At 68.4% G+C, this 26,970-nt stretch carries 28 protein-coding genes, 2 tRNA genes, 1 other RNA gene and 1 pseudogene; 20 read left to right on the top strand and 12 right to left on the bottom strand.

Features of this window, described 5'->3' with window-relative positions:
* Window positions 1–22: 22 nt before the first annotated feature.
* The 6 genes from OH802_RS02565 (at window position 23) to OH802_RS02540 (ending at window position 6,305) form a co-directional block, all read left to right on the top strand.
* Window positions 23–1,396, top strand: a complete 1,374-nt coding sequence (locus OH802_RS02565; RefSeq protein WP_406024819.1) for a hypothetical protein — start codon at window positions 23–25, stop codon at window positions 1,394–1,396.
* A gap of 154 nt (window positions 1,397–1,550) precedes the next feature.
* Complete coding sequence (locus tag OH802_RS02560; RefSeq protein WP_091043262.1) at window positions 1,551–1,886, top strand: WXG100 family type VII secretion target; 336 nt, start codon at window positions 1,551–1,553, stop codon at window positions 1,884–1,886.
* A gap of 47 nt (window positions 1,887–1,933) precedes the next feature.
* Window positions 1,934–2,227, top strand: coding sequence for a WXG100 family type VII secretion target (locus OH802_RS02555; RefSeq protein WP_406024816.1), 294 nt, complete (start codon window positions 1,934–1,936; stop codon window positions 2,225–2,227).
* A gap of 183 nt (window positions 2,228–2,410) precedes the next feature.
* Complete coding sequence (eccD, locus tag OH802_RS02550) at window positions 2,411–3,775, top strand: type VII secretion integral membrane protein EccD (RefSeq protein WP_406024814.1); 1,365 nt, start codon at window positions 2,411–2,413, stop codon at window positions 3,773–3,775.
* Window positions 3,775–5,178 carry a type VII secretion protein EccB gene (locus OH802_RS02545; RefSeq protein WP_406024812.1) on the top strand — a complete coding sequence of 468 codons (1,404 nt, stop codon included), beginning with the start codon at window positions 3,775–3,777 and terminating at the stop codon, window positions 5,176–5,178. The genes eccD and OH802_RS02545 overlap by 1 nt, the downstream gene beginning before the upstream one ends.
* On the top strand, window positions 5,160–6,305 hold the full coding sequence (locus OH802_RS02540) for a S8/S53 family peptidase (protein WP_406024810.1): 1,146 nt from the start codon (window positions 5,160–5,162) through the stop codon (window positions 6,303–6,305). Before OH802_RS02545 ends, OH802_RS02540 begins: the two co-directional genes overlap by 19 nt.
* 4 nt (window positions 6,306–6,309) lie before the next feature.
* Here OH802_RS02540 and OH802_RS02535 read toward each other — a convergent pair whose 3' ends face one another.
* Window positions 6,310–6,675, bottom strand: a complete 366-nt coding sequence (locus OH802_RS02535; RefSeq protein ID WP_406024808.1) for a winged helix-turn-helix transcriptional regulator — start codon at window positions 6,673–6,675, stop codon at window positions 6,310–6,312.
* 77 nt (window positions 6,676–6,752) lie between these two features.
* Here OH802_RS02535 and OH802_RS02530 point away from each other — a divergent pair, with 77 nt between their 5' ends.
* The gene (locus OH802_RS02530) at window positions 6,753–7,163 is read left to right on the top strand and encodes a RidA family protein (protein ID WP_406024806.1); all 411 of its coding nucleotides are present in this window, start codon (window positions 6,753–6,755) and stop codon (window positions 7,161–7,163) included.
* A 6-nt stretch (window positions 7,164–7,169) separates the two neighbouring features.
* On the opposite strand, the gene OH802_RS02525 is transcribed toward OH802_RS02530, so the two are convergent.
* Entirely contained in the window at window positions 7,170–7,808 is a 639-nt protein-coding gene (locus OH802_RS02525; RefSeq protein WP_406024804.1) for a helix-turn-helix domain-containing protein, read from the bottom strand.
* Between the two features lie 58 nt (window positions 7,809–7,866).
* Between OH802_RS02525 and OH802_RS02520 the strand changes: the two genes are divergently transcribed.
* Window positions 7,867–8,364: a VOC family protein gene (locus OH802_RS02520; protein ID WP_406024802.1), complete on the top strand. Its 498-nt coding sequence runs from the start codon at window positions 7,867–7,869 to the stop codon at window positions 8,362–8,364.
* Window positions 8,365–8,367: 3 nt separating this feature from the next.
* Window positions 8,368–9,117: a hypothetical protein gene (locus tag OH802_RS02515; protein ID WP_406024800.1), complete on the top strand. Its 750-nt coding sequence runs from the start codon at window positions 8,368–8,370 to the stop codon at window positions 9,115–9,117.
* 34 nt (window positions 9,118–9,151) lie between these two features.
* On the opposite strand, the gene OH802_RS02510 is transcribed toward OH802_RS02515, so the two are convergent.
* Window positions 9,152–9,239: transfer RNA gene (locus tag OH802_RS02510), tRNA-Ser, on the bottom strand.
* Between the two features lie 100 nt (window positions 9,240–9,339).
* Here OH802_RS02510 and ffs point away from each other — a divergent pair.
* From ffs to OH802_RS02470, 8 genes and pseudogenes are all read left to right on the top strand, one after another.
* Window positions 9,340–9,430: signal recognition particle sRNA small type (ffs, locus tag OH802_RS02505), an RNA gene on the top strand.
* Between the two features lie 66 nt (window positions 9,431–9,496).
* Window positions 9,497–11,635: a DNA polymerase III subunit gamma and tau gene (locus tag OH802_RS02500; protein WP_406024798.1), complete on the top strand. Its 2,139-nt coding sequence runs from the start codon at window positions 9,497–9,499 to the stop codon at window positions 11,633–11,635.
* A gap of 10 nt (window positions 11,636–11,645) precedes the next feature.
* Window positions 11,646–12,029 (top strand): YbaB/EbfC family nucleoid-associated protein, encoded by a 384-nt coding sequence (locus OH802_RS02495; protein WP_406024796.1) that lies wholly within the window; start codon window positions 11,646–11,648, stop codon window positions 12,027–12,029.
* A 48-nt stretch (window positions 12,030–12,077) separates the two neighbouring features.
* Complete coding sequence (gene recR / locus OH802_RS02490; RefSeq protein ID WP_008356228.1) at window positions 12,078–12,674, top strand: recombination mediator RecR; 597 nt, start codon at window positions 12,078–12,080, stop codon at window positions 12,672–12,674.
* 101 nt (window positions 12,675–12,775) lie between these two features.
* Window positions 12,776–13,363, top strand: a complete 588-nt coding sequence (locus tag OH802_RS02485; RefSeq protein ID WP_141802328.1) for a DUF5063 domain-containing protein — start codon at window positions 12,776–12,778, stop codon at window positions 13,361–13,363.
* 11 nt (window positions 13,364–13,374) lie between these two features.
* Window positions 13,375–14,679: pseudogene (locus tag OH802_RS02480) on the top strand (aspartate kinase); the annotation flags it as partial.
* Entirely contained in the window at window positions 14,656–15,213 is a 558-nt protein-coding gene (locus OH802_RS02475; protein WP_406029443.1) for an ACT domain-containing protein, read from the top strand. The pseudogene OH802_RS02480 and the gene OH802_RS02475, both read left to right, overlap by 24 nt.
* Before the next feature lie 79 nt (window positions 15,214–15,292).
* Window positions 15,293–16,336 carry an aspartate-semialdehyde dehydrogenase gene (locus OH802_RS02470; RefSeq protein WP_406024793.1) on the top strand — a complete coding sequence of 348 codons (1,044 nt, stop codon included), beginning with the start codon at window positions 15,293–15,295 and terminating at the stop codon, window positions 16,334–16,336.
* A 78-nt stretch (window positions 16,337–16,414) separates the two neighbouring features.
* On the opposite strand, the gene OH802_RS02465 is transcribed toward OH802_RS02470, so the two are convergent.
* On the bottom strand, window positions 16,415–17,170 hold the full coding sequence (locus OH802_RS02465; RefSeq protein WP_406024791.1) for a hypothetical protein: 756 nt from the start codon (window positions 17,168–17,170) through the stop codon (window positions 16,415–16,417).
* 244 nt (window positions 17,171–17,414) lie between these two features.
* Window positions 17,415–17,831, bottom strand: coding sequence for a winged helix-turn-helix transcriptional regulator (locus OH802_RS02460; RefSeq protein ID WP_406024789.1), 417 nt, complete (start codon window positions 17,829–17,831; stop codon window positions 17,415–17,417).
* Between the two features lie 114 nt (window positions 17,832–17,945).
* On the opposite strand from OH802_RS02460, the gene OH802_RS02455 reads away from it, so the two are divergent.
* The gene (locus OH802_RS02455; protein WP_406024787.1) at window positions 17,946–18,581 is read left to right on the top strand and encodes an FMN-dependent NADH-azoreductase; all 636 of its coding nucleotides are present in this window, start codon (window positions 17,946–17,948) and stop codon (window positions 18,579–18,581) included.
* A gap of 45 nt (window positions 18,582–18,626) precedes the next feature.
* Here the strand turns inward: OH802_RS02455 and OH802_RS02450 are convergent, their stop codons facing one another.
* The 3 genes from OH802_RS02450 to OH802_RS02440 form a co-directional block, all read right to left on the bottom strand.
* On the bottom strand, window positions 18,627–19,085 hold the full coding sequence (locus OH802_RS02450; RefSeq protein ID WP_406024785.1) for a nitroreductase/quinone reductase family protein: 459 nt from the start codon (window positions 19,083–19,085) through the stop codon (window positions 18,627–18,629).
* 71 nt (window positions 19,086–19,156) lie between these two features.
* A tRNA-Pro gene (locus OH802_RS02445) sits at window positions 19,157–19,230 on the bottom strand.
* Between the two features lie 73 nt (window positions 19,231–19,303).
* Window positions 19,304–20,224: a metallophosphoesterase gene (locus OH802_RS02440; RefSeq protein ID WP_406024783.1), complete on the bottom strand. Its 921-nt coding sequence runs from the start codon at window positions 20,222–20,224 to the stop codon at window positions 19,304–19,306.
* 26 nt (window positions 20,225–20,250) lie between these two features.
* Between OH802_RS02440 and OH802_RS02435 the strand changes: the two genes are divergently transcribed.
* The gene (locus tag OH802_RS02435; protein WP_406024781.1) at window positions 20,251–20,709 is read left to right on the top strand and encodes a GatB/YqeY domain-containing protein; all 459 of its coding nucleotides are present in this window, start codon (window positions 20,251–20,253) and stop codon (window positions 20,707–20,709) included.
* 67 nt (window positions 20,710–20,776) lie between these two features.
* Here the strand turns inward: OH802_RS02435 and OH802_RS02430 are convergent, their stop codons facing one another.
* Window positions 20,777–23,215, bottom strand: coding sequence for a transglycosylase domain-containing protein (locus OH802_RS02430; protein ID WP_406024779.1), 2,439 nt, complete (start codon window positions 23,213–23,215; stop codon window positions 20,777–20,779).
* Between the two features lie 226 nt (window positions 23,216–23,441).
* On the opposite strand from OH802_RS02430, the gene OH802_RS02425 reads away from it, so the two are divergent.
* Window positions 23,442–23,717 (top strand): WhiB family transcriptional regulator, encoded by a 276-nt coding sequence (locus OH802_RS02425; RefSeq protein ID WP_045548985.1) that lies wholly within the window; start codon window positions 23,442–23,444, stop codon window positions 23,715–23,717.
* A 79-nt stretch (window positions 23,718–23,796) separates the two neighbouring features.
* On the opposite strand, the gene OH802_RS02420 is transcribed toward OH802_RS02425, so the two are convergent.
* From OH802_RS02420 to OH802_RS02410, 3 genes are all read right to left on the bottom strand, one after another.
* On the bottom strand, window positions 23,797–24,963 hold the full coding sequence (locus OH802_RS02420; protein ID WP_406024776.1) for an ArsA family ATPase: 1,167 nt from the start codon (window positions 24,961–24,963) through the stop codon (window positions 23,797–23,799).
* Window positions 24,964–25,075: 112 nt separating this feature from the next.
* Entirely contained in the window at window positions 25,076–26,092 is a 1,017-nt protein-coding gene (locus OH802_RS02415; protein WP_406024774.1) for an ArsA-related P-loop ATPase, read from the bottom strand.
* A 27-nt stretch (window positions 26,093–26,119) separates the two neighbouring features.
* Window positions 26,120–26,935: a maleylpyruvate isomerase family mycothiol-dependent enzyme gene (locus tag OH802_RS02410; RefSeq protein ID WP_406024772.1), complete on the bottom strand. Its 816-nt coding sequence runs from the start codon at window positions 26,933–26,935 to the stop codon at window positions 26,120–26,122.
* Window positions 26,936–26,970 lie beyond the last annotated feature (35 nt).

Here is a 26,970-nt window from a genome sequence, read left to right as displayed (position 1 = left end):
CATCACGCATCCGGGAGGTGTCATGCCCACTCAGACGGCCGATGCCGTTGAGCCGGCGCTCGCAGCAGGCGGCCTGGCGGTCACGGTCCACGGCACCGCCGGAGTGGTCGACATCGTCGTTCCGTCCGATGCGCACGCCTCGGACCTGGCGCGGGAGTACGCCACGGCCGTCGGGCTGCCCGCGGCTCCGGTGCTGCGCGACCGCCGTGGCGAGGTGATCCAGCCGGACGCGTCGCTCGCCTCACGCGGCATCACCTCGGGCGCCCTGCTCGCCGCCGACTCGCCGCCCACCCAGGCCTACGCGCGGCGCGAGGTCGTCGAGACGGCCGCCCCGGTCCGAGCAGGCAGCTTCTCGTTCTACTGGGTCGGTCTGGCCACCCTCCTGGCGGTCGCCGCGGCCGGGTTCGGCGCCCAGGCCGACGGTTGGCAGCGACTGGCCATCGCCGGCCTGCTCGCGCTCGGCGCCTTGATCGGCATCATCCCCGCGGGGCCGTACGCAGCGCGCCGAGCGATCGCCGCCCCGGCCTTCGCTGCGGGCGCCGCCTTCGTCATCACCGTCGACCCGGCGCCCGAGACGCTGCCGATGGCGGTCGGCGTGGCCGGGTTGAGCGCCGCGGTCGTCGCGACGATCTCGCGGTCGCTCGTCGACACCGTCGACGAGGCCCTGAAGATCTGGACGACGACCGGCGTCGTCGTCTTCGTGGTGACCGCGCTGTGCGCCCTGCTCGGCACCTCGCCGCAGGTGCCGTGGTCGATCCTGTTCGCGGCTGCCGCGCTGGCGGCGCGGATCGTCCCGTCGTACGCCGTCGACGTCCCTGACTCCTATCTCCTCGATGTCTCCAAGCTGTCGGTGACCGCCTGGTCGGCACGGGCCAAGACCACCTCCGGCAAGGCGACGGTCCCGATCGATGAGGTCACCGAGGTGGCAGGGCGTGGCGCCCGCACCCTGGCGGCGGCCTCCTGGGCGGTTCTCGCCGTGGTCGCGGTGAGCGGGCCGGCACTCGTCGCGACCGCGACGGACGACGTGGACCGGATCGGTGTCTGGCTGGTTCTGCTGGCCGGTGCCTTCGTCATCCTGCTCTCGGCACGCAGCTATCGCTATTGGCTGCCGCGTGGCGTACTTCGGGTTGCCGGGGTTATTGCGCTGGCGGCCGGGGTCCGTGCCTTCGTAGGCTGGGCCGACCCGGAGCTGGTCTCCTGGTTCGGTCTGGGAGTCGTGGTGATCGGGTTCGCCGTCATCATCGCGGCGATCGCGACCGGCCGGGGCTGGCGCTCGGCGAAATGGGCGTCTCGGGCCGACTGGGCGGAGTCGCTGTGCGGCGCCGCGGTCATCGCTTCGTTCGTGGTTTCCTCAGGGTTCTTCCGACACCTGTGGGAATCGGGTTTCAACGGCTAGACAGCAGGGCTGAAAAAGTTCAGAGATTTGTGTTTAGAACTCCGGAGACGGGGTAAGAACACATTGTCCGGACCTCGGGGGAGCCCATCGGGAGCCGGGCTCCAACAGGTATCTAACCTAGGAAAACCGGTTCCGCCGGTGGAAGGACAGCACCATGAGCAGTGAGATCAAGCAAGGCCAGGCGATCAACACCGCCGTCAACTTCATCAACGAGACCAAGGCCAAGCTGCAGAGCGTCAACAGCCGCACCGTCTCGGAGGCCCAGGCGGAGGGCGCATCGGGCTGGAAGGGTGCCGGCGGCACCTCGTTCCAGCAGCTGATGAACACCTACAACGAGAAGTCGCGCGAGATCACCAACGCGCTCGACGAGCTCACCGCGGGTCTCGAGAACGCCCGCAAGGTCGGTAGCCAGGCCGACGAGGATGTTGCCGGGCAGTCCAGCTCCGTCACCTCCAGCATGGACAGCATCTCCTACAAGATGGGTGGCTGACCACCCGGTCAGGCCGCATTTCAAGCACAGGACTGGAAGGAACTGACATGGGTGAAGAGATTGTCGTAAACCACGGGAAGATGGGCTCCATCACCGACGTCCTGCTCAAGGGCGTTGCGGACATGGACCGCGAGCTCGACGAGCTCGAGCGTCACATCCTCGGCCTCCAGGAGAACTTCACCGGTGAGGCGGCTGACGCCTACAACCGGGCGCAGGCCAAGTGGAACCAGAGCATCCGCGAGCTCGGCATGGCTCTGGACCGGGGCAGCAAGTTCGTCAACGAGGCCAACGCTGACATGCACGCCGCGGACCGCCGCGGTGCCGGCGGCTTCGGCGGCTGAGTTCTTCAGCACACAGGCAACACGAGGGGATCGGTGCGGGGCACCGGTCCCCTCGGTGCTTGTTTTATGGCAAAGTCAGCGCTGATGTCCGCTGTCTGATTCAGCGGGCGCGAGGTAGGTCTAGCTCTCGGGACATTCGGTCGGTTCGTCTCGGGCACAGGCACGACGCGAGGAGTTCGTGAAATGACGCAGGCGCAGGTGGCGCCCACTGGGCTGGTCCGGGTCACAGTCGCCTCCGGCACACGTCGGATGGATCTGGTGCTGCCGGGCTCGGTGCCGGTGGCGGAGCTCGTGCCGGAGCTTGCGCGAAGCGTCGGGTTGCTCGACCCGCAGACGGCGTACGCCGGCTACCGCGTCGTGCTCGCCGACGGCCGCAAGCTCGCCGGTGACCTCGGTCTGATCCCGCAGGGCGTCGAGGACGGCGGCGTGCTCACGGTCAGCGCCGGCATCGACGACAAGCCGCCGCGGGTCTATGACGACGTGGTCGAGGCGATGACCGACGTCGTCGAGAGCGAGATGGCCCCCTGGAAGCCGGAAGCAGGACGACGTACGTCACTGCTGGCCGCCGCGCTGCTGCTGCTCCTCGGCGCCGGTGCGCTGTGGACCCAGGCGCCGTCGATGCTCGCCGGCGTCGCTGCCGGGGTGATCGGCATCGTCCTCGCCGGAGGTGCGATCGTGCTCTCCCGGCTCGAGGCCGAGAACGACGCTGCGATCGCCGCGGTGTGGATCGGTGAGGTCTACGGCGCGGTCGCCGGCTTCCTGATCGGGTCGGCCTCCCTCGATGGTGGCGTCGGGATGCCGCTGGCCTTCGCCGGCGCGGGCGCGATGCTCGCCGCCGCGATCGGCTTCCTCGGTCTGGGCGAGGCCCGGATGCTGGCGATGCCCGGTGCGCTCGTCGGTGGCGTCTTCCTGGTGGCCGGCATGCTGCTGAGCGCGACCGGCTGGAAGGCCGGGGTGGTGCTCGGGATCGTGCTGGTCGTCGTGGTGCTGGCCGGCAGCTTCTTCCCGTGGCTCGCGCTGAGCACGACCAAGACCGACGTCCCCCAGCTCTACTCCGACGAGGACATCAACCTCGACCCGGACGAGATCCGGGCCGACCAGGTCAAGGTCGACGCCAAGGTCGCCCACGAGATCCTGGTCGCGATCTCCCTCTCCGTCGGCGTCCTGGTCGTGCTGACCTCGCCGTTCGTGGTGCGGCTCGGGCTCTTCGGCACACTGCTGGCTCTCGCCGCGTGTGTCGTACTGATGCTGCGCACCCGGCAGTACCGGACGGGGTCGGAGGTGCTCGTCGGTCTGGTCTCCGGGATCGCCGGCCTGCTCGCGATCGGTGCCGCGCTGCTCGTCTACCACGAGTCGTGGCGGCCGACGACCGCCGTCGTGCTGGCGGCTGCGGGTGGCGTACTCCTGGTCCTGACGCTGGTCCCCGATGTCGGCTCGATCCGTCGTGGTCGGCTGGCCGATGTCGCCGAGACCACCTGCCTGCTCGCGATGCTGCCGCTGATGGTGCTCGCCTCGGGCCTCTTCGGCGCCGCGGTGGCTGGTTTCTGATGGCCAGCAAGAAGGACCTCGTAGAGGCCCATGCCTTCAGCCGCCGCCGGCTCGTCTCCGCGTTCCTCTCCGGCGCCCCGGGTGGGCGCGAGGTGGAACCGGCCCGACCTGGCCGCTCGGTCTTCGGTGGCGTCGTACTCGCGGTGCTGCTCATCGCTGGCGGCGCCGTCGCCCACTTCCTCTCGCCCAAGGCCGCGACCGGCTGGGCCGACGAGGACGGCCTGATCGTCACCAAGGGCGGTGCGCGCTACGTCGTCACCGGCCCCGAGAACGACAGGGCGCTGTACCCGGTCGTCAACCTGGCCAGTGCCCAGCTCATCCTCGGGCTCGACCTGGAGAAGAAGTCCAAGGTCATCGACCAGGAGGAGATCGACAAGGAGTTCCCCAAGGGCACGATCGGCCTCGGCGGACCCGACGTCCCTGAGGAGCTGCCGCTGAAGTCCGACTTCATCAACACCGGCTGGACGGCATGCACCGCCAACGGTGCAGGTACGCACCTGAACATCTCTGCGAAACCCGACGTGCAGCCGGCCACGGACACCGGTTTCATGGTGCAGACCGAGGACGGCACCTACCTCATCGCCGAGCACGAGAGCGAGGGGTACGCCCAGGCTTACAGCTACAAGGTCGAGGGTGACGCGGAGACCTATGCGGACCGTATCTTCAGCGACCCTGTCTCGACGCCGACAGTGCCCCAGGCATGGGTCAACCTCTTCCCGGCCGGCGCGCCGCTGTCGGGTGATTCCTTCGGGGGCGCGTTCACCAAGGCCGGCGGCACGGTCGAGGGTGAGGACTACCCGATCGGCACCAAGGCCAACTATCAGGCCAACAACTACCTGATGACGGAGTCCGGCTGGATCCGGATGGACGAATTCACCAGCGAGGTCTATGACGTCGTCTTCGGCAGCAAGGCCAACCAGCAGTCGCTGGACTCGCAGCCGAATATCAACGGCGAGCGTCTAGAGACCTTCTGGCCCGACGAGTCCCTCGAGGCCGGCACCGGCAGCGTATGTGCCGAGCTCGAGACCGAGGACGAGACGACCGTGCGGCTCGGCATCGATCCGGGCGAGACGGCCTGGCCGACTTCGGAGCCTCCTGCCGCCGGCGACTTCACCTCGGCCCGGGTCGATCCCGGCAAGGGAGCCTTCGTCTACGCCGCCAACGGCGAGGAGCTCGACAAGAAGAGCGCGACGCCATATCTGATCGATGCCCGCGGCACCGCCAACACGCTGGACGGGCCGGTCACGGTCGAGCGGCTCGGCCTGAAGACCGACTCGGGCCCGATCGTGCCCGGCACCTGGCTGCGGCTGCTCCCCGGCGGAGCTGCGCTCTCGACCGAGCTGGCGCTGTGTCCGCCCAACTCTGACGAGGTCCAGGAGAGCAAGTGCGTGGCGACCGAGTGATGCTGGTGCGTAGCGGCGTCGCGCTCGTTGCCGTCGTCGGTGGGTTGTCGCTGCTGGGCAGTCCGGGACCTGCGTACGCAGCGGAGGAGAGGGCCGACTGCTCGGCCTATGCGACCAACACCGGCGGTTCCCCGCAGAAGGTGGACACCAAGACGGCGCCGGTTCCCGACGGTGTCGCTCCGTTCGCGATCATGCGGATCCCTGAGGCTCAGCAGGTGAGCAAGCAGGGCCAGGGGATCCGTGTCGCGGTGGTCGACTCCGGTTACAGCCGCAGCGCGAAGGCCTACTACGGCACCGTCGCAGCCGGCCTGATCTCCCAGATCGCGCCCAAGGCGAAGCTCAGCGACCACCCAGTCCTCAAGGTCGGCCAGGAGAAGTCCACGGTCGACGCCAAGCAGATGACCGCCGAGCTCAACTCGCTGGCCAAGGGCAACGCGAAGGGGCTGATCGTCGACATCGGTCTACCCGCGACGCAAGCTGCTCCCGGCCTCGACGCGGCCGTCGACACGCTCACCAAGAAGGGCGCCATCGTGGTGATGGCCGCGGACTGGTCCGGTGTCACCACCGACACCGATCCCCTGGACATCGCGCCCAAGGTCTTCCCGAACGCCGACGACCCGGTCGTGACGGTCAGCGCCTCCGGCACCTGGGCCTCCGACCCGGATTTCACGGTGCTGCCCAACTCCAACACCGACGTCGTCGCTCCGACGTACGGTGCCGCCTCGACGACGCTCTTCGGTCAGCCGTGCTGGGTCGACTCGATCACGACGTCCTTCGCGTCGGCAGAGGTCGCGGGCGTACTCGCCCTAATCTGGTCCACCAACAGCGGCTGGAGCGCTCAGCAGGTCATCGACCGCCTCTACAGCACCACGTCGGGCCGCGAGGGCCAGGGCGGCCGCTACTGGGGTGCCGGTGTGGTGAACGCCTACGCCGCGCTCACCCGCCCGGCCGTCAAGGAGGCCGCCGCTCCGCCAGAGACCGAGCAGGCCCCGATGGCCCGTGAGAAGGTCGATCCCCTCGCGGCCGTTCGCGAGAACGCGATCTGGTGGGGGATCGCCGGCGGCGGTGCGCTCGGCCTCGGGCTGGTCCTGCGGCCGCTGTTCTCACGACGCAAGAGCTCGATGTAGCGGATCAGACCGAGCGGTCGAAGGCCTCGCGTGCTGCTTCGACCTCGGGAAGGGTCGTGGTCGTCCAGTGGTAGAGCCGGTCGATGAGGTCCTGCAGGGTGCTGCCCAGCGCGGTGATGCGGTATTCCACCGCGACCGGACGGGTGCTCAGCACCACGCGCTCGACCATGCCGTTGCGCTCCAGGCGACGGAGCGCGGTGGTGAGTGACTTCTGGGTCACCGCCGGGATCGCCTGACGCAGCTCGTTGAAGCGGCGTGGCCGCTCGCACAGCGTGTCGAGCACCTGGAGCGACCACTTGTCGAGGAGCTGGTCGAGGAGCTCGCGATGCTCCTGGGTCAGGCGCAGCGGCTCCGGGCTGGTATCCGGCATGACACCTAGTCTCGTTGAAGTGTCCTCTGGATACCAAGTACACATGAGAAACCTTAACCCTCGAAAGGAATCTCATCGTGTCCGTCGATCTACTCACCCCCGAAGGCATGTTCCAGCCCGTGCCGTATCACCACGTCTCCGTAGCCACCGGCACCCGCCACATCCATGTCGCCGGACAGATCGCCCGGGACGAGCTCGGACGTGGCGTTGCCCCGGGTGACCTCGCCGGCCAGCTCGCCCATGCCCTCCGCAACACCGCCCGTGGCCTCGCCGGTGCCGGCGCGACCTTCGCCGACGTCGTACGTCTTCGGTTCTTCGTCACCGGTTGGACCCCGGACAAGTACGACGCCTTCGTCGCCGGACTCGAGAGCGTCATCGACGAGCTTGGCATCCCGCAGCCTCTGCCGCCGTTGTCCGCTATCGGCGTGGACTACCTGTTCGAGCCCGACGTGCTCGTCGAGGTCGAGGCGTACGCCGTCCTGGACTGAGGCGCCTCATGTAGACGGGGCCATGGCGAGGTGGCGCCAGGTGCGGTGCCTCCAAGCCTGGTACTGGGCGGGCGCCCAGCGCAGCGTGCGCGTCATGTGGACGTACGTCTCGGCATTGGCCAGCAGTGCGCTGGTGGCGATCACCCACTCGAGGTCGGCATCGGGGCTCATCAGCCCGTCGCGGTGCAGCTTCTCCCAGAAGGCGCGCACCTGCTCGAGCGTCGACTCGCGAGCCGCCTGGGCTGCCGCCGCGATCAACGGCTCGTCCGCCTCGGCCTGCATGGCTACGGCGAGGACGGGCGCGATGCGATCCATCATCAGCGCGGTGCCTTCCGCGTCCGCAGCCAGTCGCTCCTCGAGTGTCGGGGCGTTCATCACCGTGTCGATCCAGTCGCGATCGGCCAGGGCGATCGGCAGAGCGTCACCGACGAGGGCCACGTCGACCACTCGCTTGAGCAGGTGCGCCTTGGTGGCGAAGCGGACGTAGATGGTTCGGTCGGAGACTCCTGCGGCCTTGGCGACGTCTGTCAGCGCGGTGCCGCGATAGCCGCGCTGCGCGAAGAGTTCGTGGGCCGCGGCGACGATCGCCTGCTCGGTCCGCTCGGCACGAGATCCCCTAGCGGGGGGATTGACTTCTGAGGGCACGAGTTGCAGTCTAACTGTAATTAGGAAATTGCAGTCACACTGCAAGTCAGGAGTGGACATGAGCGACCACGAAGCACCGGCTCTCGCCGGCGTCCACCACCTCAAGCTGCCGGTCGCCGACCTTCGGCGATCCCAGCGGTGGTACGAATCAAGGCTCGGGTACAAGCTCGTCGTGGAGTTTCAGACGGACGGCGAGCTCGACGGCATCTGCCTGGTGCACCCCAACGGTGGCCCGAACCTGGGCCTGCGGCTCGATCCCGAACGCGCCCGTGCCGCCGCCGGTTTCGACTACTTCTCGATCGGAGTGAGCGACGAGAGCACCCTCCGGGCGCTCGCGGACAGGTTGACCGAGCTCGGCGAGCGGCACGCCGGCGTACAGCCTGCGACCCTCGGCTGGATCCTGCCGCTGCTGCATGATCCCGACGGGCACGAGGTGCGGTTCTACACCGTGCAGCACCACACCGAACCGGACCCGGAGCACGTCCTCGTCGTGGACAACCCGGTCGAGGCGGCCCGACGCAACGCCGTGGCCCGGGCCGAGCACGCGGTGGGCTGAGGGATGAACGTCAAGAAGATCGCCCGTGGCGACCAGCCCGTACGCCGTGTCGACCACGAGCCCAGGCCGCAGTGGGCGGCATCGGCCGGCCGGGCGTACGTCGGCGCGGTCGCGGTGCTGGCGGGGTATGTCGTGGTTGCCGTCACCATCGGAGCCGGCTTCGAGCGGGATCTCGTGGCGGCAGCCGAACGTGAGGGTGTGGCCGTCAATGCGCTGGCGAGCTCCACGCAGGCCGAGATCACCCAGGACCATCCGGTCTATGCACTGCTCACGGGGCTGCTCCTCTTCGTGTCCCCGGTGCTCCTGGCACTGGCTGCCCGCCAGATCCGCACCGGGGTGCCCGGACGACTCGCCCAGCTCGCGTGGTGGTCGGCATTGGCCACGCTGGTCGTGTGGTGGACGTACGTGGCTCTGGGGCTGGGCCTCTTCGCCGACCCGGAGAACCTGCCGCCCCTCGTGCGGGACTTCGACGTGCTGACGGTCCCGCTCGTGTCGGCCTTGTCGCTGCTCGCGCTCGTGTCGATGGTGTTCGCCGCCGAGGCGTTGCGGGACCACGGCGTCGTGCGGCGGGCGGCCCGTGCGACCACGATCGTCGGCATCCTGCTCGGTGTGGTCAGTGTCGTGGCTCTGGTCGCCACCGGATTCGAGGACCCGGTGGCGCCGATCGTGATCGTGCCCGGAGGGCTGATCCTCGGGATCGCGCTGCTACGCGCGCAGCGGCCGGCGCGCACTGGACAAATGAACGGCGCCTGACCTCCTCGAAAGCAGGTCAGGCGCCGGTTTGTGCTGGCGGATCTGGGGGGATTCGAACCCCCGAGGGCGTTAACCCAACACGGATTCCAGCCGTGCGCCATAGGCCACTAGGCGACAGATCCGTGAGGGATCCTACGCGGCTCCGTGATCATGGAGGAAATCGGCGGAGGGCGGGCGGGCCGCCTTTGGGATCGGCGAGCGGACTCGTCTAGACTCTTCCGCAACCCCCCATGTGGCGACATCTTGTCGAACCTCCCCAGGGCCGGAAGGCAGCAAGGATAAGCGAGCTCTGTTGGGTACGTGGGGGGCCTTTTCTATTTCTTGACAGCGCGCCCCGCGCGGTCGCTAAGTGTCGGTGCGGGCGGATAGGGTCTATCGGGTGGACGCACCGCTAGCTCTCTATCGCCGCTACCGGCCGGAGACGTTTGCCGAGGTCATCGGCCAAGATCACGTCACCGGCCCGCTGCGCAATGCGCTGGCGGGCAACCGGGTCAACCATGCGTACCTCTTCTCCGGTCCACGTGGCTGCGGCAAGACGACCTCGGCGCGGATCCTGGCGCGGGCGCTGAACTGCGAGAAGGCGCCGATCGCGGATCCGTGCGGGGAGTGCGAGTCGTGCCGGGACCTGGCGCGTGGTGGGCCTGGCAGCATCGACGTGATCGAGATCGACGCGGCGTCGCACGGTGGTGTGGACGATGCCCGTGACCTGCGGGAGAAGGCGTTCTTCGCGCCGGTGAAGAGCCGCTACAAGGTCTACATCATCGACGAGGCCCACATGGTCTCGACGCAGGGCTTCAACGCGCTGCTCAAGCTCGTCGAGGAGCCGCCGGAGCATCTGCGGTTCATCTTCGCGACGACCGAGCCGGAGAAGGTCATTCCGACGATCCGGTCGCGCACCCATCACTATCCGTTCCGCCTCTTCCCGCCCAAGTTGGTCTCCGACTACATCTCGACGCTGTGCGAGAAAGAGGGGATCAACGTCGAGCCGGCCGCGCTGCCGCTGGTCGCGCGCGCAGGCGCCGGGTCGATGCGCGACAGCCTCTCGGTCATGGACCAGCTGCTCGGTGGTGCGGGGCCTGAGGGCGTGACGTACGAGCTCGCCGCCGGTCTGCTCGGCTACACCCCGGACGCGCTGCTGGACGAGGTCGTCGACGCCTTCGCCGCCCATGACGGCGCCGCGGTCTTCGGCGTCATCGACAAGATCATCGAGACCGGCCAGGACCCGCGGCGGTTCACCGAGGACCTGCTGCGGCGGCTGCGTGACCTGGTCATCGTCAAGGCGGTCCCGGACGCGCCCGCGACCGGGCTCATCGACGTCTCCGAAGACGGGGGCGAGCGGCTGGTCGCTCAGGCCGGACGCTTCGGACCACATGATCTGTCGCGAGCCGCCGATGCGGTCGCCACCGGTCTGACCGAGATGCGCGGCGCCACCGCGCCACGACTTCTGCTCGAGCTGATCTGTGCCCGGGTGCTGCTGCCCGCCGCGGACGGTGCCGACGGTCTCGCAGCTCGGCTGGACCGTCTGGAGAGGCGGATCGAGATCAGTGGTACGCCGACGGTGGCCGCTGCTCCGGCGGCGGCCGCCCCCGCTCAGGACCGGCCGGTGCTGAAACCGTCGGTCGGTGCGCCGGGACACGAGACGGTCGCTCCGGCGGCGCCGCAGCCCGAGCCCGCCCAGGCGTACGCCCCGACCCCCGACCCTGCCCGCGAGCCCGCTCCGGCCGCGGAGATGCCTCCTCAGCAGGCGCCGGCCGCTTCCGAGCCGCCGAGCCAGCCACAGTCGCAACCACAGGCCCAGCCGCAGACGCCGCCCCAGACACAGCCCCAGGCGCAGTCGCCGGGCGGGATGGGCAACGTGGACGTCCGCCGCCTGTGGGACGACGTGATCGCGCAGACCAAGGGCCTGCGCCGGGCGACCTGGTCGCTGGTGGGCCAGAACGCCCAGGTGGTCGACTTCCGCGACGGCGTGCTCACCCTCGGGTTCGCCTCGCCGGGGCTCCGCGACCGGTTCGCGACCGGCGGGCACGAGCCGATCCTCGGGCAGGCGCTGGTCAACGTGATCGGCATCCAGCCGAAGATCGAGGCGATCGTCGCGGGCGGCGGCCAAGGAGCCCCGCAGCGACAGGCCCCGCCGACGCCGCAGCCGAGCCAGCCCCAGGAGCCGACTCAGCCGCAACAGCCGCCGGAGGCATCCTGGAACGAGCAGGCGCCACCACCCGACTGGGCCGCCGAGCCGCCGCCACCCGACCAGCCGCCGGCTCCGCCGGAGCCGCCCGCGACGTCATCGACGCAGCCGGCCGACCCGGGAGCGATCGCGCTGGCTCGTGAGGCCATCCGGCCGACACGTGCGGCCGACTACGAGCCCCCTGTCGACGACACGGTGGCCCGCCTGGCGGAGGCGGATGCCGCTGTGAACCCGGACGACCAAGCCTACGACGGGCCTGCCGCGATGGGCGCCGAGGCGCTGCTCGCTCAGGAGCTGGGTGCAACGATGATCGAAGAGATTCCTCACAACTAGGACGGCACAGATGACGAACCCACTCGAAGGCCTCGGCGGCGAGGGCGGCTTCGACCTCAACGCGATCATGCAGCAGGCCCAGGCGCTGCAGAGCCAGATCGTCGACGCCCAGGAGAAGCTCGCCGAGACGATCGTCGACGGCACCGTCGCCGGCGGTGCGGTGACCGTCAAGCTCACCGGCACCGGCGAACTGGTCGGCGTGGAGATCAAGCAGGGCGAGTTCGACGGAAGCAACCCCGACGACCTCGAGGACCTCGGCGCCGTGATCGTCGCCGCCTACCGCGAGGCCAAGGGCAAGGCCGACGATCTCGCCGGTGAGGCGATGGGCCCGCTCGCGGGCGGCCTCGGTGGTGCCCCCGGCGGTGGCGAGCCGCCGTTCAAGCTCGGCTTCTGAAACAGACACAGTTGAAACCAGCACAGCTAGAGACAGGCGATAACCAAGTTGTACGAGGGTGTGGTCCAAGACCTCATCGACGAGCTGGGACGGCTGCCGGGCGTAGGTCCGAAGAGCGCCCAGCGGATCGCGTTCCATCTGCTCCAGGCTGACCCCGCCGACGTACATCGGCTGGCCTCGATCCTCAACGAGGTCAAGGCGAAGGTGAAGTTCTGCTCGGTCTGCTTCAACGTCTCCGAGGAGGAGACCTGCCGAATCTGTCGCGACCCACGTCGCGAGCAGTCGGTGCTGTGCGTGGTCGAGGAGTACAAGGACGTCGTCGCGATCGAGCGCACCCGCGAGTTCCGCGGCCGCTATCACGTGCTCGGCGGTGCGATCAGCCCGATCGACGGGATCGGTCCCGACCAGCTGCGTATCCGTGAGCTCGTCCAGCGGCTCAACGACCCCGGGATCACCGAGGTGATCCTCGCCACGGACCCCAACCTCGAGGGCGAGGCGACGGCGACGTACCTGACCCGTCAGCTGAGCCCGCTCGGACTGAAGGTCACCCGTCTGGCCAGCGGTCTCCCGGTCGGTGGCGATCTGGAGTACGCCGACGAGGTCACCCTCGGCCGAGCCTTCGCCGGACGCCGCGCGGCTGAGTAGCCGTTACCTGTGCGATCCCTAAGAGCCGACTCTTTACCCTCGTCAGGCCGCGACTTCGGCGGTAGCCTGACGATTCAAGGGACCTCGGGAAGGGGGCCGTCATGACGAATGACTTGACCGGCAAGGACTTCGCCACCAGCATCGCCGACTCGGTGGAGAGCTTCCTGCTCTCGGTGCGTGCGATCGCTGCGGACGGCGATGGGGGCAGCGCTGTGCCGATGCTGCTGCTGGAGGTGAGCCAGATCCTGCTGGCGGGCGCGCGACTGGGCGCCCAGCAGGACTTCGAGCCTCGCGAGGAGTTCCAACCCGACGTGGGCATGGAAGCCGACGTCGACGAGCTCCGGATGGGGCTCGCCGAGATGTTCGGGGACATCGACACCTACAGCTTCGTCTTCGATCCGTACAGCCCGGACGTGGTCGACAGCCAGATCTCCGACGACGTCGCCAGTCTGGTGACCGACCTGGAGTACGGCCTGCGTCACTACCGTCTCGGCGACGTCGACGAGGCGCTGTGGTGGTGGCAGTTCAGCTACGTCAACAACTGGGGCAACCTGGCCGGTGCCGTGCTCAACGCACTGCTCACCGTGGTCGCTCACGACCGCCTCGACTCCGAGCCGTTCACCGGTGAGGACGAGGACCTGGCCGCCGCTGATGAGATGCTGGAGAAGACGCCCGCACCGGCAACGTAGACTTTCCCGCCGTGGGAATCGTCGTTCAGAAGTACGGTGGCAGCTCGGTCGCGGACGCTGCAGGCATCAAGCGCGTTGCTCAGCGAGTGGTCGCGACCAAAGAGCAGGGCCACGACGTCGTCGTGGCCGTCTCTGCCATGGGCGACACCACCGATGAGCTGATCGACCTGGCCAACAAGGTCTCGCCCGACGCGACCGCGCACGCGCGTGAGTTCGACATGCTGCTCACCTCCGGCGAGCGGCAGTCGATGGCGCTGCTCGCGATGGCGATCAACGACGTCGCGAACGAGCGCGGGCTGGCGTACGAGGCTCGGTCCTTCACCGGGTCGCAGGCCGGTCTGATCACCGACGCGCAGCACGGTCGCGCCAAGATCCTCAGCATCACCCCGGAGCGGATCCAGGCGGCACTCGCCGACGGTGCGATCGCGATCGTGGCCGGCTTCCAGGGCGTCTCAAAGGACACCAAGGACATCACCACGCTGGGCCGTGGCGGCACCGACACCACCGCGGTCGCGCTGGCGGTGGCGCTGGACGCCGACGTCTGTGAGATCTACACCGACGTCGACGGTGTCTTCACCGCCGACCCGCGGATCGTCCCGACCGCCCGCAAGCTGAGCTCGGTCGCCTTCGAGGAGATGCTCGAGCTGGCGGCCTCCGGGGCGAAGGTGCTCCACCTGCGCTCGGTGGAGTTCGCCCGGCGTCACAGCCTCCCGATCCACGTACGCTCCTCCTTCTCCACCCTCAACGGCACCGTGGTCAAGGGCAGCATCGACGCGGTCTCGCCGCATGCCGGCCACCAGCGCAGCGCCGACGCCGGGATGGAGGCGCCGATCGTCGCCGCCATCGCCCACGACCGCAGCCAGGCCAAGATCACGGTCGTCAACGCACCCGACGAGGTGGGCGCCGCGGCGAAGGTCTTCGAGATCATCGCCGGGGTGGGCATCAACGTCGACATGGTGGTCCAGGACTCGTCGGCGGCCGGCACCGACCGCACCGACATCACGTTCACGCTGCCCCGCGACGACGTCGAGCGGGCCGGGAAGGTGCTGGAGCAGGCGCGCGGTGAGCTCGGCTTCGAGCGGGTGAACACCGAGCCCCGGATGGGCAAGGTCTCCCTGATCGGTGCCGGGCTGCGCACCCAGCCGAAGAAGATCGCCGACTTCTTCTCCGCGATCGCGCAGGCCGGCGTCAACATCCAGATGATCTCCACCTCGGAGGTCCGGGTCTCGGTCGTCGTCGGTGACGACGAGGTCGACCGCGCCGTGCAGGCCGCCGCAGAGGCGTTCAGCGACGTGGAGGTCGAGAAGGTCTCCTACGGCGCCGACGCCGATGGCGACACCCCGGAGATCGTCGGCGTGGCCCACGACCGCGGTGAAGCCAAGATCACCGTCGCCGGCGTCACCGACGAGCCCGGCGAGGCCGCCCGCATCTTCGACACACTTGCCGACAACGGCATCAACATCGACATGATCGTCCAGAACGTGTCGGCGGAGAAGACCCGGCGCACGGACATCTCGTTCACGCTGCCCCGCACCGACGTCAAGAGGGCCCGCGCGGCGCTCGGTGACATCCAGGGTGAGGTCGGTTTCGCCGACCCGGTCGCCGACGAGCAGATCGGCAAGCTCTCGATCGTCGGTGCCGGGATGCGTACGCATCCGGGGATCACGGCGAAGTTCTTCGCCGCGCTCGCCGCCGAGGGAGTCCTGATCCGGATGGTGTCGACCTCGGAGATCCGCGTCTCGGTGCTCGTCAGCGCCGACGACCTCGACCGCGCCGTGCGCGCCACACACAAAGCATTCGGCCTCGACAGCGACGTAGAGGCCATCGTCTATGGAGGGACCGGCCGATGAGCGAGCGTCAGCGAGCGAACTTTATGTCTTTCATCGGGCCGCGTCCGTATTCTGGCGCTTGCGCTACGGAGGAGGCCCGATGAGCATCAACCTGGGAATCGTGGGAGCGACCGGACAGGTGGGCGTCGCCGTACGCCAGATCCTGCTCGAGCGCGGCTTCCCGCTCGGCGAGGTCCGTTTCTTCGCCTCGGCGCGCTCGGCGGGCAAGACCATCGAGTTCGGTGACCGCTCGGTCGTCGTCGAGGACGCCGCCACCGCTGACCCCTCGGGCCTCGACATCGCGATCTTCTCCGCCGGTGGCGCCACCTCGAAGGCGCTGGCGCCGAAGTTCGCCGACGCCGGCGTGATCGTCATCGACAACTCCTCGGCCTGGCGCAAGGACCCGTCGATCCCGCTGGTCGTCTCCGAGGTCAACCCCTCGGCGATGGACGGGGTCATCGAGGCCCGCCAGGGCATCATCGCCAACCCCAACTGCACCACGATGGCCGCGATGCCGGTCCTCAAGGCGCTCCACGACGAAGCCGGTCTCGAGCGGCTCGTCGTATCGACCTACCAGGCGGTCTCGGGCTCCGGCGTCGCCGGCGTCGAGGAGCTGGTCAGCGAGGTCGCGGCTGCCGGCGACAAGGCCCGCGAGCTCGCCTACGACGGGTCCGCGATCACGTTCCCGGAGCCGGACAAGTACGTCGAGACGATCGCCTACAACGTCCTTCCCTACGCCGGTTCGCTGGTCGAGGACGGCCTCAACGAGACCGATGAGGAGCAGAAGCTCCGCAACGAGTCCCGCAAGATCCTCTCCCTGCCCGACCTGCGGGTCTCTGGCATCTGCGTACGCGTCCCGGTCGTCACCGGTCACTCGCTCGCGGTCAACGCCGAGTTCTCCTCGTCCCTGACCCCCGAGCGCGCCACCGCGATCCTCTCGAACGCCCCGGGCGTCGAGCTCCGCGACGTACCCACGCCTCTGTACGCCGCCGGCAAGGACCCCTCCTACGTCGGCCGCATCCGTCAGGACGAGGGTGTCCCCGACAACCGCGGTCTCGCCCTGTTCATCTCCAACGACAACCTCCGTAAGGGCGCCGCGCTCAACACCGTCCAGCTCGCCGAGCTGGTCGCCGCTGCCCTCTGACGAGACGTCAGGCGCGCTGGCCGAGTTGGCACGACGGTGCCAACTCGGCCGACCGGAGCGACGCCTCGGCCGGGTCTGTCAGTCGATGTAGTTGGTGGTGACCCAGTAGGCGAGGGCGTACGCGGCGGCGGCGAGGATCACGACGATGATCACTCCCCAGGCGTGGACGAAGAGGTCGGTGAGGAAGAGCATCGAGAGTACGGCGACGAGCGCTGAGCCGAGGAAGCTGATCGTGAAGGGGGAGCGGGCACCGGCGAGGCGGAGGAGGTAGCCGCCGACGATGATCGCGAGGGCGAAGACGGCGATCAGGATGATCGCTCCCTTGTCGCCGAGCGACGAGGTGCCTCGCGTCCACTGGCTCACGGTGCCGCTGAACCAGACGGCCAGGGCCATGAACGCGCCGACGATGGCGCCGATCATGACCGCCGCGGAGAGGCCCGACGGGGTGCCGAGGTTGATCCGTCGCTGGCTCGGGTCCTTGGGCTGCTTGGGTGCCCTCGGTTCCTTCGCGGGCTTGGGCGGGTTCTCCGCCTTCTGCTTCTTCGCTGGCTTCTCAGCCGGCTTCTCCGCGGACTTCTCCGCGGGCGGCTCGGGCGCTACGACGGGTGGTGCCGTCTTCTCCAGCACCTGGGTCTTCTCTGCAGAGGCCGTCTCGACCGTAGCGGTCTCGACCGGTGCCTTCTCGACCCGAGCCTTCGGGGCCTGGGTCTTCTGGGGCTGAGTCTTCGAGGGCTGGGTCTTCTCGGGCTTGGCGTTCGCCGGCTTCGTGCCCCCACGCTTCTTCTTGAAACCGAACGACGGCGCGGCGAGCTTGTCGGCGGGGTCGTTGCTCATGAGGGGCAGTTTCGCATGTGGCAGGCCCCACAATGAACTCTGGCTCGGAGATCTTTGCGATCTCTGAGCATGAACTCGATGCCGCCCCATCTGCTCGTTCGAACCCAAACGCGGCTGGGCGCCACCAGAACGTGGGTCCGGCGTGTTGCCTGACTCCGAATGTGCCCTGCGCACTTGAAAGTGCCTTTTGTACGCCTCATTTAACGCACCTACGATGTTGCTACGAACCAATAGTGAGGTGGGATTATGAAACGGACTCGGTGCGCGCCTTCTCTCGGCCGACTCCGGTCTGCTCGTGAGTGCGGCGGCTGGCGGCGATGTCCTCGTGATGGGCTGCTGCCCAGGCTGCAAGGGCTATCACGGAGTCCAGCAGCGACCGTCCCAGAGCTGTGAGCTCGTACTCCACCCGCGGGGGAATCTCGGGGTAGGCGGTACGCAGGAGCAGGCCGTCGCGCTCGAGGGCCTTGAGTGTCACGGTGAGCATCCGCTGCGAAATGCCCGGGATGCTCGCCTGGAGGTCGGAGTAGCGCAGCCGTGCATCGGCGAGAGTGCTGATCACCAGCACGGTCCACTTGTCGCCGATCCGGTCGAGAACCTCCCGGATGAACTTGTTTTCCTCCGGCCAAGCCTGGCACGGGCCGCTGATCGTTCTCTCTGCCATTTCAACACCTCTCCAACCTGAATCTACCGCACCAGCGGTATGTAACGCACCTCCGTGAACCGGCTGCGGCCGCGCGTCGCGAAGGTGCATCCACCACCTTGAAAGGAACCAGCTATGTCATATCTGCTGCACATCGACTCCTCGTCACTTGGCGAGGCCTCGGTTTCGCGCCAAGTCGCCCAGTCCTTCCGTCAGGCATGGTCGGGTGACGTCGTCCATCGCGATCTCGCCGCGGCCCCGGTGCCTCACCTGAGTGGCGCGGGCATCACTGCCCGGGCCATCGAACGGGCCCAGCACACTCCCGAGCAGGCCGAAGCGGCCAAGGTGCAGGACGAGCTCATCGAGGAGTTCCTCGGTGCCGGCGCCTACCTGTTCAGCGTGCCGATGTACAACCTGACCATGCCGTCGGTGTTCAAGGCGTGGCTCGACCAGATCGTCGTCGACGGCCGCACGTTCAACCACGCCGGGCCCTCCCCGGCCGCGGGGCGCCCGGCGGTCCTGATCTCCGCCCGCGGCGGCGGGTACGGACCCGGCGCTCCCCGAGAGGGCTATGACTACGTCGTGCCGGTGCTGGAGGCGATCCTCGGCCATGAGGACCTGCTCGGCCTGGACGTGACCACCGTGATCCCTGAGCTGACCATGGTCCCGCACGCCCCGGCACTCAGGTCGTTGCTGCCGATGCACGAGGCGTCGATGGCGCGCGCCCACGAGCGTGCACAGGAGCTCGCCATTGACATTGCAGCAGCGTGACCTCAACCTCTCCCTTCTCCGGGATGCCGCGCATCACCATGGAACTCAGGCGCGGGTGAGCCGGATGACCGGGATCTCGCGGTCGGTCTTCTCCTCGTAGCTCCCGAAGTTGGCGGCCGACTCGACGATCGCGGCCCACGCGCGGGCGCGCTCGTCGCCGTGCAGTTGCTCCGCGACCACCGGGATGGTCTCGCCGCCTAGCTCGATGGTGACCCGGTCCGGGTTGGCAGCGAGGTTGTAGTACCACGCCGGGTTCTTCGGTCCGCCGGCTGCCGAGGCGGCGATCAGCCAGGTGTCGTCGTCGCCCGGGAACCAGGCGAGCGGCGTCGAGCGGGGCTCGCCGCTCTTCTTGCCGATCGTGGTGAGCACGAGCAGCCGCATCCCGGCCGTGGTGCCGTTGCTCTTGCGGGCCCGGCTCATCATCAGCTTGTTGCCCAGCTTCAGGAGGAGGTTGGCCGAGGGCTGTTTGGCGCCGCGGGTGCCGTTGTGCGTGTCGAAGCTCATAGCGTCGACACTACTCGCCCGAAAACAGGATCAGGCTCGGAGATCTGCGATCTCCGAGCCTGAACTCGATGTCGGGTTGACAGGATTTGAACCTGCGGCCCCCTCGTCCCGAACGAGGTGCGCTACCAAGCTGCGCTACAACCCGAATGCTGCACCGAACAAACGGTCCAACGAGAAATGAGCATAGCCCAGAGACTCCCCCGATCCGTAATCGGCCCCTACCGACGAGACGCCCCGCGCGAGGTGAGCGTCAGGAGCGTCGCCTCGGGGCGGCAGGCGATGCGGATCCGGGTGTAGGGCGAGGTGCCGAGGCCGGCCGAGACGTGCAGCCACGCCTGCCGTCCGCCGTGGGTGTGGGTGTGCAGGCCGCGTACCCGGGCGGGGTCGAGATCGCAGTTGGTGGCCAGGGCTCGCCCGCCAGGCAGGCAGATCTGACCGCCGTGGGTGTGACCGGCCAGGATCGCGTCGTAGCCGTCCGCGGTGAACTGGTCCAGGACCCGTAGATAAGGAGCGTGCGCGACCCCGAGGCGTACGTCCGCGGACGGGTCGGCGGGGCCGGCGACCGTGGACAGGTCGTCGAGGCGGAGGTGGGGGTCGTCGACGCCCGCGAAGGCGAACTCGATCCCTTTGACGGTCAGCGACGAGCGCGTGTTGGTGAGGTCCAGCCAGCCGGACTTGGTGAACGACGCGGAAAGGTCACGCCAGGGGAGCTCGGGCACGTTCGTCTGCCGTTTGCCGTTGTCCGGCAGCAGGTAGCCGATCGGGTTGCGCATCCGTGGCTCGTAGTAGTCGTTGGAGCCGTGCACGAAGACGCCTGGTACGTCGAGCAGCGTGCCGAGGGCATTGACGATCGACGGCACCGCCCGCTGGTGGGCCAGGTTGTCACCGGTGTCGATGACCAGGTCCGGCTTCAGGGACGCCAGCGACGCGATCCAGTCGAGCTTCTTGTGCTGCGACGGGACCACGTGCATGTCGGAGAGATGCAGCACCCGCAGCGGGTCCGCGCCCTCGGGGAGCACCGGCAGTCCGACATGGCGCAGCGTGTACTGACGGGCCTCCCACAAGGCGTACGCCGTCATGGCCGCGCCGGTGGCGAGCCCGGTGCCGAGGGTTGCGCCGATTACTGAGGCGAGCCGCATGGCTCAACCCTGCCACAATGGGTTCCATGAGCACTCTGAAGGACCAGCTGAGGACCGACCTGACCTCCGCGATGAAGGCCCGTGACAAGGAGCGCGCCGGGACGCTGCGCATGGTCATGGCTTCGATCACCGAGGCCGAGGTCGCCGGCAAGGAGGCCAAGGAGCTCACCGACGACGAGATCATCACGATCCTCACCCGCGAGGCCAAGAAGCGCCGCGAGGCCGCCACCGCCTTCGCCGACGGCGGTCGCGCCGAGCAGGCCGAGAAGGAGACCGCGGAGGCCGCGGTGATCACCGAGTACCTGCCCGCTCAGCTGAGCGACGAGGAGATCTCCGACCTGGTCAGCAAGGCCATCGCCCAGACCGGTGCGGCTGACGAGGGGATGCGCGCCATGGGCAAGGTCATGGGCATCCTGACCCCGCAGACCAACGGCCGTGCCGATGGCGGCGCGGTGGCCGCGGAGGTGCGCAAGCAGCTCGCCTGACGGCTGCCCGAGAACGAGTGTGGCCCCACCGGATCGGTGGGGCCACGCGTCGTTTCTGGGCCGGGCGTCAGCCGGTCGGCCACTCCCAGCCGAAGTCGGGCTCTTCCTCGACCGTGGCCGGTCTCTCTTCATCGCCGCGCCCGGGCTTCTTGTCCGGCTGCTTCTTCTTGTCGGGCTTCGGGTCGGGCTTCGGCTCCGGGCCCAGCGAGGTGTAGATCGTGATCGGCGATCCCTCGGCAGCATCGCCGGACGGGGTGGTGAACGCGACCAGACCGGGGTCGTACTCCGAGTACGCCTCCGGGCCGAGCTGGACCTGGAAGCCGGCGCTCCTCAGCACCTTCGTCGCCTTCTCGACGGTCATGCCGCCGACCCAGGGGACGTCGACCGTGTTTCCTGCGATCACGTTCGGGTCGGGCTCCTGGAAGTCCACCCACTTGAGGTACTTGTCGATCACCTGCATCGCGTCGCCCCACATCGGGCCGGCGAAGCCCGACCCCGATGCGGTGGCGATGTAGTCGCCGCCGATGTATTGGCCCTGGAGGCCTAGCGGCGTGCCCGCCGAGTTGGCTCCGGCGATCATCGCAGCGGTCGCGAGCCGCGGCGTGTAGCCCATCAGCCACACCGCCTTGTTGTCCTGCGTGGTGCCGGTCTTGCCGGCGCTCGGCACCGACAGGGCCAGGTTCTGACCGAAGCCACCGGGCTCCATCACGCCGCGGAGGATGTCGTTGACCGCATCGGCGGTGCCCTTGGCCATCGCCTGCTCGCAGGTCGGCTCGTACTTCTTGATCACCTTGTTGTTGGCGTCGAGGATCTCGTTGACCGGCACCGAGTCGCAGTGCTTGCCGCGGGCGCCGAACGTCGCGTACGCCTCGGCCATCTCGAGCGGGCTGACGTCGACGACGCCCAGGGTGAAGGTGGGCACGCGCTCGGCGCCGCCGCAGCGGGTCTCGCTCGGCTTGCAGATGTGACCGTCGTCGAAGCTGACGCCGAACGGGGCGGTGAGCTTGACGCCCATCTTCTGCGCCATCTTGTAGGGCGTGCACATCCCGGTGAGCTGGAAGAGCTGGGCGTAGAAGGTGTTCACGGACTCCCGGGTGCCGGTGTAGGCGTCCTTGCTGCCCGAGGTCGTGGAGTTGTGGAAGGTGTGGTTGCCGACCCGGTTGCCGTCGCCCGGGCAGCCGGCGAAGGTGGACTCGTTGAGGGTCAGCTCCTCGGGCGAGTTGATCTTCTGCTTGAGCGGGAAGCCCTGCTCGATGGCGGCGGCCAGGGTGAACGCCTTGAAGGTCGACCCGGCCTGGAAGCCGTTCGAGTCGCCGGACTTCTCCTTCGGGACCAGATAGTTGAGGTAGGACTGGCCCTTCTTCTTGTTGTCGCCCATCGGACGGGACTGGGCGAGCGCCCGGACCCGACCGGTGCCGGGCTCGACCATGGCCAGGGCGCCGATGGCCTGGTCGGTGGCGTAGACGTGATCCTCGACGGACTCCTGAGCGGCGTCCTGGAAGCGCTGGTCGAGCGTGGTCTTGATGGTCAGACCGCCCGACTTGATCAGCGCGAGCCGGTCGGTCTCGTTCTCGCCGAAGGCCGGGTCCTTGAGCAGCCACTTGAGCACGTAGTCGCAGAAGAACTCCGCCGACGAGCCGAGGCAGCCGTTGCGCTGCTTCTGGACGTTCAGGCCGAGGCTGGCGTCCTTCAGCTTCTCCGCCTCGGGGCGGGACACGACCTTGAGCGCGGCCATCCGGTCGACGACGACGTTGCGTCGGGCGATCGTGGCGTCGGGGTAGTTGGTCGGGTCGTAGCCGGTGGGGTTCTTCACCATTCCGGCCAGCATCGCCGACTGCTGCCAGTTGAGCTCGGAGGCGTTGACGTTGAAGTAGTGCTTGGCGGCGGCCTGGACGCCGTAGGCGCCGTCGCCGAAGTAGGCCGCGTTGAGGTAGCGCTCGAGGATCCAGTCCTTGGAGTGCTTCTCCTCCAGCGCGATCGCGTAGCGCAGCTCGCGGATCTTGCGGGCCGTCGACTTCTCGATGGCCGCCTTGCGCTCGGCCTCGGTCTTCGCGGAGTAGACCAGCGTCGTCTTCACCAGCTGCTGGGTGATCGAGGAACCACCCTGCACCGAGTCGCTGGCCTGGTTGGTGATCAGCGCGCGCAGCGTGCCCTTGAGGTCCATCGCGCCGTGCTGGTAGAAGCGGTAGTCCTCGATCGCCAGGAGCGCCTTCGACATATTGGGCGAGATCTGGTCGAGAGGACGGTAGACGCGGTTCTGGTCGTAGAGCGTCGTGATCAGGTTGCCCTTGCGGTCGACGATCTTGGTCGTCTGGGACATGTCGTCGACCTCGAAGGCCTTCGGCAGCGAGTCCATCTTCTCGGCGGTCTCCTTGGCCGCGATCCCAGCCACACCGGCGAAGGGGATGGCGAGACCCGCGGCGACGACGCCGAGGACGGCTGCGACCCCGCACATGACGGCGAGATGCTTGAGCACGGTCTGCGGGCGCAGCGACGGCGAAGACATGCTGGTCATCGTAGGTGATCGCGGCTAATAGCACATGATTCGCAATCGGCGCCGGACAGGGAGGCAAAAACGGGTCCCAGGACCCCTACTAGTCATTTCGGACTACGTACTTTGGGCCAGAAGGGTGTGTCACTCGACCGGGTCGAGTCCTTAACCTTTAGTCCGCACGGGCGCCACGTCATCAATATGGGGAGGGCGAAGCGCTCCGATGAAGGGATGGCACACCATGTGGGTTGATGAATGGTCGCTACAGGCCGCCTGTCGTGAGAACGAGCCCGACGAGCTCTTCGTACGTGGAGCCGAGCAGAACAAGGCCAAGATGGTCTGCTCCGGCTGCGTCGTTCGCACCGAGTGCCTCGCCGAGGCGCTCGACAACCAGATCGAGTGGGGTGTCTGGGGCGGCATGACCGAGCGCGAGCGTCGTGCACTGCTCCGCCGCAGCCCGAACGCCTCCTGGCGCGCCGTGCTCGAGGCCGCGCGCACCCGTGCCTCCGTGGAGTGACCTCTCGTCCCCTACTCGAGTGGATCGCTGAAGGTCTTGGTCTGAGCCAGGACGTACGTTTCGTACGTCCTGGCTCGACTCATTCCCGGGCCAGCAGCCGGCCGATCTCGCGGAGCCCGTCGAGATCGTGTACGTCACCGGGCAGCGCCGGCACGACGGCGGTCGGCACCTGGGGATGGGCGACCGCGAAGCGCTCGCGCAGCTGGTACTGGCGCTCGACCAGGAGCGCGCGGTCAGCGTGGAGCCGCAGCAGCCCGGCGGTGAGCGGCGCGTCGGGGAGACGCTCGGAGGCGGCGCCGGCCGCGGCGGCGGTGAGCGAGGCGTCGTCGGGCAGGGTGGCTCGGTTGACGACCAGGCCCTGGAGCGGCATCCGGTCGCCGGAGAGCCGCTCGACGAAGTAGGCGGCCTCCCGGAGCGCGTCTGGCTCCGGAGCGGCGATGACGAGGAAGGCGGTCTCGTCGGCCTGAAGCAGTGCGTACGTCTCCTGGGCCCGTTGCCGGAACCCACCGAAGACGGTGTCGAGCGCGGTCACGAAGGTCTGCAGGTCGGTGAGCATCTGCCCGCCGAGGACCTTCTTGAGCGCGTTGGTGACGATGTTTATCCCGGCCGACATCAGCCTGACCGGACCCTTCGTCGGGGCCAGCATCAGGCGCAGGAAGCGCCCGTCGAGGAAGCTGGAGAGACGCTCAGGTGCGTCGAGGAAGTCGAGGGCGCTTCGGCTCGGGGGCGTGTCGACGACGATCAGGTCGTAGTCGCCGTTGCCGCCGTTGTGGGCGAAGGCATCGCGGTAGAGCTGGCCGAGCTTCTCCATCGCCATGTATTCCTGCGTGCCCGCGAAGCTGGAGCTCAGCGCGATGTAGAACTGGTTGTTGAGGATCTGCTGCGCCTTCTCGGGGCTGGCCTGTGACTCGACCACCTCGTCGAAGGTGCGCTTCATGTCGAGCATCATCGCGTCGAGCCGGCCCGGGCCGATCCCGGGAACAGGGCGAGGCGTGTTGTCGAGCCGCTCGATGCCCATCGACTGGGCGAGGCGTCGCGCCGGATCGATCGTCAGCACCACCACCTTGCGTCCGCGCTCGGCTGCTCTGAGCGCGAGCGCCGCCGAGGTGGTCGTCTTGCCCACGCCGCCGCTGCCGCAGCAGACGATGATGTGGGTGTCGCGGTCGTCGAGCAGCCGGTCTACGTCGAGCTGTCGGGTGTCGTTCGCGTGGGCGGCCAGCGGGCCGACGCGGGGATGAGCGCTCATCTGGCTGTCCCTCTCGTCACTTCCGTCACGCCGCTCAGGCACTTCCTGCACTTCTCAGGTGTTGCAATGCCTGAGAAGTGCAGGGATACCCGGTTAACCGGGGATTCCATCCTCATGCCAGCCCCTGATCCTTGAGCTCGGCCGCGAGCTCGTACAACCCACCCATGTCGATCCCGCCGGCGATCCGGTTGAGCTCGTAGGTCGGGACCCCGAGGCCGGCGACGAGATCACGCTGGGCGTCCTCGAGGGCTCGGCGCTCGGCGTACTCCTTCGCCTCGTCGGCGAGGGCGGTGACCAGGGCGGGGTCGGGTTCGACGCCGGCACGCTTGAGGTCCTCGGCGATCAGCTCGCCGTCGAGGGTGCCGGCGCGGGCGGGGGCGAGGGACTCGTCGGGGAGGTCGCGGGGGCGCACCTGGTTGACGATGACGCCGCCGACCGGGAGCCCGGCTGCGCGCAGCTCGTTGATGCCGTCGGCGGTCTCCTGGACCGGCATCTCCTCGAGCAGCGTGACCAGATGGACCGCGGTCCGCCGGGAGCGGAACAGGGTCATCATCGTGTCGGCCTGGTGCTTGATCGGGCCGACCTTGGCCAGGCCCGCCACCGACTCGGACACGTTGAGGAAGCTCGTGATCCGGCCGGTCGGGGGAGCGTCGAGCACGACGGCGTCGTAGGTCCGGGCGCCCTTGTTGCGGCTGTTGCGCTGGACGGCCTCGAAGAGCTTGCCGGTGAGCAGGACGTCTCTGACCCCGGGCGCGATCGTGGTCGCGAACTCGATCACGCCGAAGCGGTCGAGGGCACGGCCGGCGGGGCCGAGCTTGTAGTACATCTTGAGGTATTCGAGGAGGGCTTCCTCGGGGGCGATGTGGAGGGCGTAGACGTTGCCCGGCTCGGCGTCGGCGCCGGATCGCGCCCGCAGCCGCAGCCCGGTCGCGATGCGGGTCTCGGCGTACGGCAGCGGGTCGACGTCGAACATCCGTGCCACCCCCTGGCGTCCCTCGACCTCGCACAGCAGGACGTTCTTTCCGTGCGAGGCCAGCCCGAGCGCCAGGGCCGCAGCCACCGTCGACTTGCCCGTGCCGCCCTTGCCGGTCACCACATGCAGCTGCACGTGGGGCCAGTCAGAACTCATGGAAGTGACTTTAACGGGGTCGCGCCATCAGGGGGTGATGTTGAGGTTCTCGACGATCTTGGTGCCGAGCGCGGTGTCGCCGGTGATCTCGACCTTGGCGGGGTCGCCGGAAGCGCGGCCGCCGGTGAGGAGGACGTACGTCTCCCGGTCCGTGGAGAGGGTGACGGTGGGCGCGGCGACCGGGTCGGCCACCGGGACTCCCTTGCCCTCCTTGGTGACGGTGAACGCATAGGGCGCGTGGCCATCGACCTCGACGACGACGGAGGTGCCGGGGGCGCAGGCCGCCTTCTTGGCGAGCACGAAACCGACACCTTCGAGGAGGTAGTCGGCGGTGTGGAGGGCGCCGGGGCTGTCCAGGTTGCCCGGGCGGCCGGTGGCGCGGCGGATGTCCTGCTCGTGCAGCCAGAGGTCGAGCGGCCGGTTGCGGAGCAGCTTGCCGGTCGTCCACCCGAGCGCACCGAAGATGCCGGACGCCGGCGCCGCGGGGTCCTCGGGCGGGGAGGCGAGCAGCTCGTCGTGACGTACGGCGGTGTAGCGGCGGATCTCGTCGATGATGCTCGCCGGGGGGACGTCGCGGCGGGTGAGCACGCCGATCTCGGTGAACTGGCCCATCGGCGACTTGATGTGGGCGGACTCGGGTACGGAGGCGTCCTCGCGGGGTGCGCCGGCGGTGAGGCCCTCGAGGTGAGCGACATGGGAGGCGATGGCGCGAACGTCCCAGCCGGGGAGGTCGGTCGGCTGGTCCCAGTCGGTCTCGGAGAGCTCCTCCAGGAGCGTGAGGAGGTCCTGGACGGAGGACCACCAGGTGTCGACGTACGTCTTCAGCTGCTCTGCGGAAGTCACGGACCTGACCATAGTGGGCCGGATCCTCAGTTGGA

The organism is Nocardioides sp. NBC_00850 (assembly GCF_045207335.1).
Lineage (GTDB): Bacteria > Actinomycetota > Actinomycetes > Propionibacteriales > Nocardioidaceae > Nocardioides.
Note: the sequence above shows the minus strand (reverse complement) of the source record. Positions and strands in the feature narration are given on the sequence as shown.

Bases quoted from the DNA above. Each gene is read 5' to 3' on its own strand.
- OH802_RS02565 (WP_406024819.1), top strand. From the start codon at position 23: ATGCCCACTCAGACGGCCGATGCCGTTGAGCCGGCGCTCGCAGCAGGC.
- OH802_RS02560 (WP_091043262.1), top strand. From the start codon at position 1,551: ATGAGCAGTGAGATCAAGCAAGGCCAGGCGATCAACACCGCCGTCAAC.
- OH802_RS02555 (WP_406024816.1), top strand. From the start codon at position 1,934: ATGGGTGAAGAGATTGTCGTAAACCACGGGAAGATGGGCTCCATCACC.
- eccD (WP_406024814.1), top strand. From the start codon at position 2,411: ATGACGCAGGCGCAGGTGGCGCCCACTGGGCTGGTCCGGGTCACAGTC.
- OH802_RS02545 (WP_406024812.1), top strand. From the start codon at position 3,775: ATGGCCAGCAAGAAGGACCTCGTAGAGGCCCATGCCTTCAGCCGCCGC.
- OH802_RS02535 (WP_406024808.1), bottom strand. From the start codon at position 6,675: ATGCCGGATACCAGCCCGGAGCCGCTGCGCCTGACCCAGGAGCATCGC.
- OH802_RS02520 (WP_406024802.1), top strand. From the start codon at position 7,867: ATGAGCGACCACGAAGCACCGGCTCTCGCCGGCGTCCACCACCTCAAG.
- OH802_RS02515 (WP_406024800.1), top strand. From the start codon at position 8,368: ATGAACGTCAAGAAGATCGCCCGTGGCGACCAGCCCGTACGCCGTGTC.
- OH802_RS02495 (WP_406024796.1), top strand. From the start codon at position 11,646: ATGACGAACCCACTCGAAGGCCTCGGCGGCGAGGGCGGCTTCGACCTC.
- OH802_RS02485 (WP_141802328.1), top strand. From the start codon at position 12,776: ATGACGAATGACTTGACCGGCAAGGACTTCGCCACCAGCATCGCCGAC.
- OH802_RS02470 (WP_406024793.1), top strand. From the start codon at position 15,293: ATGAGCATCAACCTGGGAATCGTGGGAGCGACCGGACAGGTGGGCGTC.
- OH802_RS02465 (WP_406024791.1), bottom strand. From the start codon at position 17,170: ATGAGCAACGACCCCGCCGACAAGCTCGCCGCGCCGTCGTTCGGTTTC.
- OH802_RS02460 (WP_406024789.1), bottom strand. From the start codon at position 17,831: ATGGCAGAGAGAACGATCAGCGGCCCGTGCCAGGCTTGGCCGGAGGAA.
- OH802_RS02455 (WP_406024787.1), top strand. From the start codon at position 17,946: ATGTCATATCTGCTGCACATCGACTCCTCGTCACTTGGCGAGGCCTCG.
- OH802_RS02450 (WP_406024785.1), bottom strand. From the start codon at position 19,085: ATGAGCTTCGACACGCACAACGGCACCCGCGGCGCCAAACAGCCCTCG.
- OH802_RS02440 (WP_406024783.1), bottom strand. From the start codon at position 20,224: ATGCGGCTCGCCTCAGTAATCGGCGCAACCCTCGGCACCGGGCTCGCC.
- OH802_RS02435 (WP_406024781.1), top strand. From the start codon at position 20,251: ATGAGCACTCTGAAGGACCAGCTGAGGACCGACCTGACCTCCGCGATG.
- OH802_RS02430 (WP_406024779.1), bottom strand. From the start codon at position 23,215: ATGTCTTCGCCGTCGCTGCGCCCGCAGACCGTGCTCAAGCATCTCGCC.
- OH802_RS02425 (WP_045548985.1), top strand. From the start codon at position 23,442: ATGTGGGTTGATGAATGGTCGCTACAGGCCGCCTGTCGTGAGAACGAG.
- OH802_RS02420 (WP_406024776.1), bottom strand. From the start codon at position 24,963: ATGAGCGCTCATCCCCGCGTCGGCCCGCTGGCCGCCCACGCGAACGAC.
- OH802_RS02415 (WP_406024774.1), bottom strand. From the start codon at position 26,092: ATGAGTTCTGACTGGCCCCACGTGCAGCTGCATGTGGTGACCGGCAAG.